Source organism: Bdellovibrionota bacterium (assembly GCA_035292885.1).
Lineage (GTDB): Bacteria > Bdellovibrionota_G > JALEGL01 > JALEGL01 > DATDPG01 > DATDPG01.
Window position 1 is genome coordinate 1 of the sequence record DATDPG010000059.1, and the last position, 2279, is coordinate 2279.

The 2279-nt window shown below is 50.6% G+C and carries 2 protein-coding genes; both read left to right on the forward strand.

Features of this window, described 5'->3' with window-relative positions; all coding sequences use genetic code 11:
- Window positions 1-144: 144 nt before the first annotated feature.
- Complete coding sequence (locus VI895_04745) at window positions 145-1488, forward strand: hypothetical protein (protein ID HLG19110.1); 1344 nt, start codon at window positions 145-147, stop codon at window positions 1486-1488.
- A 46-nt stretch (window positions 1489-1534) separates the two neighbouring features.
- On the forward strand, window positions 1535-2279 hold a 745-nt coding region (locus VI895_04750), incomplete at its 3' end, for a chromate transporter (GenBank protein HLG19111.1).

Sequence of the window (2279 nt, forward strand, 5' to 3'; positions counted from 1 at the left end):
CATCCGTCATCGAAACCGACAGCCCCCTTTATAAGGGCTATCAGTCCATACTGGCCTATGCGAATGTCAAAAAGAGGATCGTCCCCGATGAGGTGTTTACACTGGAATTTCTGGCTAAAATCGAATCCATCCGGTGAAAGATCCATGCGGTTTGTAAAACTGCTGGTCCTTCTATGTGTTATTTTACCTGCGTCCAATCTCCTTTCCCAGGAACAATCGCAGGACAAGGCTAAGTTCGAAGTCGATCTGTCAGAGTTTCAGAAAGAGATCGATAAACTCGCCGCCAAGCCGTACAGCTTGGGAGGATTTTTCGAGTTTCAACCCACCCTCCTCGGGATAGATCGGGATTCGACCTTTTCCCGTCTGAAGTTCTTCAAGAGTAATCAGGGAAGTACCTTTGACCAGTATAACTTTCGGCTACGACTGGAGGGGTCCTACAAGAAAGACATCTTCTCGGTGTTTTTTAAGACGGACACCTTCGTGCGCAACGATTTTGAGGGATGGGACGAGGATACGAAACTTTTCGAGGCTTATGCTTCCGTCAAGCCCAGCTCTGGCTTTATCATGGAAGCTGGGAAGAAAGTCATGAAGTGGGGCAAAGGCTATGCGTGGAATCCCGTGAGTTTTGTCGCTCGACCGAAGAATCCCGAAGACCCGGAAGAGGCCCTGGAAGGAGCCACCCTCGCCACCGCCGATTACATTCGCAGCTTCGACGGGCCGTTAAAGACGGCGACCTTAACTGCGGCGGTTGTCCCGGTCTACCCCCATGTCAATGCCAAATCCGGCGAGCTTTACCATACGAACTTTGCATCGAAGCTTTATTTACTCGCTTACGACACGGATTTGGATTTCATGGTCTTCACCGGTGAAAGTCGAACGACCCGGTACGGATTCGATTTCTCCAAGAACCTGGCAACCAACTTCGAGGTCCACGGCGAGTTCTCCGTCGTCAATAACTTTAAATCGAAGTTCATCAACGAGATGGGTCGGAATTTTTCAACGGAAAGGGAAGCGATTAGCTATCTTCTCGGGTTACGCTACCTCACGGAAGGGGAAACCACTTATATCTTCGAGTATTATCGCGACGGCACCGGCTTGAGTCGCAAACAGATGACGGACTTTTTTAGCTTCGTCGATACGAGCTATCGGAAATTTGTGACCGCGGGCAACGCGGCGGGTCTGGTTCGAGCGGCGCAATTGGCCAAAGGGCCTTACGGCAATCCCAACCCGATGCGCAACTATCTATACTTTCGCGTAAGCCAAAAGGAACCTTTTGACATTCTCTATCTCACCCCCGCACTTACTTCGATCATCAATCCGATCGATGGTAGTTTCAATGTGCTTCCTGAGATAACGTATAGTCCCCTGACAAACCTTGAACTCCGATTGAAAGGCGCCATCCTTCTCGGCCGTAGCCACACCGATTTCGGAGAAAAACAGAACGACTACCGGTTGGAGCTGCGGCTGCGCTATTATTTCGCGCTCTGACGGTTAATCCAACCGCTGCTCTGCTCGTGGGCTCGCTTCCAGCTCAATGAGTGATCAATTGGGCGGACCTGGGGAAAAGCTGAATGCCGCCATTCGTATGCCCGCGAATCCTTCTTTAACTGCCCTCTTCCTCTCATTTTTAAAGCTGGGTGCGACCGCCTTTGGGGGACCCGCTATGGTTCCATTTATCGGTAAGATGGCCGTTGAGCAACGAAAGTGGCTTGATGGCGGCACCTTTCGTGACGGGGTGGCTCTTTGTCAAATGATTCCGGGGGCGACGGCGATGCAAGTCTCTGCTTACGTCGGCTTCAAAGTAAGAGGAGTGGCTGGCGCAGCACCGAGCTTCATCGGTTTTGGACTTCCCGCATTTCTTCTCATGGTTGGACTTTCAGCCTTCTACGTTCGTTCACATACACTTCCACCAGTGGTTGCGGCGTTTGGCGGCCTTCAAACTATAGTCGTGGCCATTGTCGCGAATGCGGCCGTATCCTTTGGCAAAACTTCCCTGAAAAGTCTGCGTGATGGAATGATCGCAGTGATCGCAGCAGCTATGTTTGGTTTGAGAGTGAGCCCCGTTCTGGTAATTATCCTGGCTGCGCTTCTCGGGCTTGTGCTCTCCAAAAAAACTGCTCAGTCGAATTTGGGGATTAATCTAGATAGAAAATCACACTCTACGAGGCCCCTTTTGATCCTTGCATCCCTCTCAGCTTTGGTATTTGTCGTACTTTTTCTTATGGAGCGGAAGTTGTTTGATCTCGCTTCCATCATGTTCAGGATCGATCTTTTTGCTT